The organism is Candidatus Margulisiibacteriota bacterium (genome assembly GCA_028706105.1).
Lineage (GTDB): Bacteria > Margulisbacteria > Riflemargulisbacteria > GWF2-35-9 > DYQY01 > DYQY01.
On record JAQWCF010000132.1, the window covers coordinates 1 to 3,438 of the forward strand.

Annotated in this window: 3 protein-coding genes; 2 read left to right on the forward strand and 1 reads right to left on the reverse strand. The window is 30.3% G+C overall.

The genetic code is table 11. The annotated features are described in order from the left end of the window. A partial coding sequence (locus tag PHF25_09220; protein ID MDD4528189.1) for an ABC transporter ATP-binding protein occupies nt 1-943 on the forward strand: 943 nt, incomplete at its 5' end. 90 nt (nt 944-1,033) lie between these two features. Here PHF25_09220 and PHF25_09225 read toward each other — a convergent pair. Then, on the reverse strand, nt 1,034-2,014 hold the full coding sequence (locus PHF25_09225; GenBank protein MDD4528190.1) for a hypothetical protein: 981 nt from the start codon (nt 2,012-2,014) through the stop codon (nt 1,034-1,036). A 555-nt stretch (nt 2,015-2,569) separates the two neighbouring features. Between PHF25_09225 and PHF25_09230 the strand changes: the two genes are divergently transcribed. Next, entirely contained in the window at nt 2,570-3,226 is a 657-nt protein-coding gene (locus tag PHF25_09230) for a CPBP family intramembrane metalloprotease (GenBank protein ID MDD4528191.1), read from the forward strand. The last annotated feature ends 212 nt before the right edge of the window (nt 3,227-3,438 follow it).

Sequence of the window (3,438 nt, forward strand, 5' to 3'; positions counted from 1 at the left end):
TGGAATATTTAAAGATCTTAATGAGGGATACATACAAGCTTGGATGAAGGCAGTTAAAGCACAGTTTTTACTTTGGCCAGTAATTGATTCTGTTTCAATTGCAGGTATTTCTTTGGTTTTTGTTGTCAGTGTTAGTTGGATAAGCCAGGGGTTTACCGGGATTACTGCAGGTATAGTTGTTGCATTTATGGGCTATATATCGCGTTTTTGGGAACCTGTATCCAATCTAGGGAATTTTTATAATGCAATTATAAATGCCATTGCATATCTTGAGAGAATTTTTGAAACTAACGACGAACAGCCTCTTGTTGATGATCTACCAGAGGCTGTTGAAATGCCTTTAATAGAAGGAAAGGTTAGATTCAATCATGTTAATTTTTCATATGAAAAGGGAGAAAGAAGAATTTTAAAGGATGTAAGCTTTTCAGTTGAAAAAGGTGAAACGATAGCTCTTGTTGGACCAACAGGTGCAGGTAAAACTACTATTGTTAATTTATTAAGCCGCTTCTATGACGTTGAAAGTGGGCAGGTGATTATCGATGAAACAGATGTAAGATCTGTAACACTCAATTCACTCAGAAAGCAAATGGGCGTTATGCTTCAGGATTCTTTTATTTTTTCCGGCACGATTATGGATAACATACGCTACAGTAAGCTTGATGCTACTGATGAAGAAGTAATAAAGGCAACGAAGGCAGTAAAAGCTCATGATTTTATCATTGAGATGGAAGAGGGTTACAATACTGAGGTAAATGAGAGAGGTTCCAGGTTGTCTGCAGGACAACGCCAGTTAATTTCCTTTGCCAGGGCTCTTTTGGCAGATCCAAAGATATTAATTCTTGATGAGGCTACTTCAAGTATATCACAACCGCAAGCACAATTGATTTTACGATTTCCCAGTGTCAATGTAAGAGTATCGGCCAATTTCATCTGGCATCCTTAGGTATTCTTGTTGAAAACATTAAAAGAAAAGAAAGAATCTAAGTACTCTCGATTCACGTTTTATTACAATCTGGGCCTTGTTCATGATAATTTAAATTGGCATACTGAATGATTTTTGTATTGATTTTACGATATCATAATCATATTTAGTAAAATCTTTATTGGCCTTATGAATCATATTATGGGATTTATAAAGTTCGTTGATAAATAAAGATGCATAATTCAACTCGGCCCATTCAACCAAACAAGGGTGTTCTTTTGATAAATGATTTACATGACTATTATTATCATTTTCTATAATATACTGTTTTACCCTTTCTTTTGAAGCCTTGATATAGCCTTCGGTTCGCATAAAAGCATTCCTACGTAAATACTCGCTTATGGCAAGCATATCCAAATTATCTTCAATTAGATTGGCGATATTTTCTAGATTATCTTTAATTGAACCGCCGATTATATTAAGTTTATTATATATATGCATTGCGGAAGAAAATGAACTTCGTAAGTTATACTGTGATATATAAAAATCCTTAAGCGCTTTATCTTGTTCTTCGCTTGATTTATCTAGCATACCGGCGTATGCCAAATAAACTCCCTTCGCCATTTCCAATGTAAATAACATTGAACTTTTATCCAAATCAAATAATTTTTTAATACTTCTCCCTTTTTGCTTGTTTTTAATCCTAATAAAAAAATGTTTTTCATCAGCGACATTTTTCCTTATAAAATATTTTTTTAGGAAAATAACACTGTTGATATTTAAACCATCATCGCCCAGTGAAACAGCAATATATTGGCTATAAAGAGCCTTCTCGCTTAAACATTTCACAAAATCGGCGGTGTCGATTTCCGTTTGATAAAAAGAGATATTATATTTTTTCAGCTCCGGATATTCATTAAAAAACACTTCAGAAATTCGGTTGGCATCTTTGTCAATAACTATAATATTTAAATCCGTATCTTTAATTTGCATATACCAAATAATATTAATATTTCCGGCTCCTAATACTAAAACATTAATATTAGAATTGTTACAATTAAGCTTTATATTTTGCGATAATAATTCATACATCACCGACTGATTCTCATTAATTAAGCGAATATGAATATAATTGATATCTTCTTTTTGCAGATTCCGTAAAACCGAATCGATTACATACTCCGCTGCTTTTTTTTCGGTAAAAACATATAATTCTAAATTGTACCGATTATCGCCACGATATCTTTTTTCAAAAACAAGGGTATCTTCGAGATTACGATCTTAAAGTTTTCTTTCCATATTTTCGATTCGGAAAATTGATAATCAATCGCTCGGAAAAAATCAACCAGTGTTTTCCTTGTTAGTTCCTTCGAGTAATCTTTACATTTAGTTATAAGGTCCAGAAGCGGAATGAACTTATTTTCCTTCTTTACGTTTTGATTGTTTTGTGATAATATATACATGTGAGATCTCCTTTCTAATTTGATCTTGTGCTTCAATTATAACGGCGACTCATCTTTTTTTGCAAATTATCACAATTCATAAAACAGTAAAAGATGGTGGGAAACAGAATAATCACCATTTTTTTTGGGTTCACCCAAAACAAATTGACATTTAGAAAGCTTTAATGAATGATTTGGAGATATTATGAAAATTGTTGTTTTTGCTTTTATTATTTTTTTAACTTTTTTATTTGTAATTTTACTAACTTTTGCAAATATAATTTGGAAAAACAAATACGGAACAAAATTAAGACTGTTTGTTTCTTATATATGGTTTTTATTAGTTATTTCATTGGGGATAATTTGGTCCAAAAAGAAAATTATTAGTATACCAACAAAACCAATATCTATTTTAGATACATTTTTGTTTTTACTATTAATAACGCCTTTCATCTTTTACTCTGGATATAAAATAAAGAAAGATATAAAAAACGTTTTGCCTTTTTGCCTAATATTTCCCATAGGAGAAGAAATAATGTTTAGGGGAATCATATTAAATTTATTACCTATTGCAATTGGGACTTCTGATATTATGATTCCTTTTCCGTTATTGAAAGAAGTTACTTTACAAGTTTTAATATCTGCATTTTTATTTGGAATAATGCATTTACAATATTTTAAATTTAGAATTAGCAAAGATACAATGATAAAAATACTTTTTGCATTTATATTCGGAATTTTTATGGGAAATTTGGTTGAATTAACAAATTCTCTGTTATACCCTATTATTTTCCACATAATAGCTAATGCCGGAGCAACGGTATATTTTATTAGAAATAGTAATAAACAAATAGCAAATTGAGCGTTAAAGTGTTCTGTATTCAAATATAAAATGGCTACCTTGAATAAACAAGAATAGTCATTTTTTAATAGGTATTATTTTAATTATTAACTGAGAAATATTTAGATTCCTTATATTTCTCAATTAATACTTCATTGCCTTATCTTTGTTTAAAAGTTTTATAATTTCCATATTGGTCAAACCTTATTTTATACATTATATAAGTTATCACG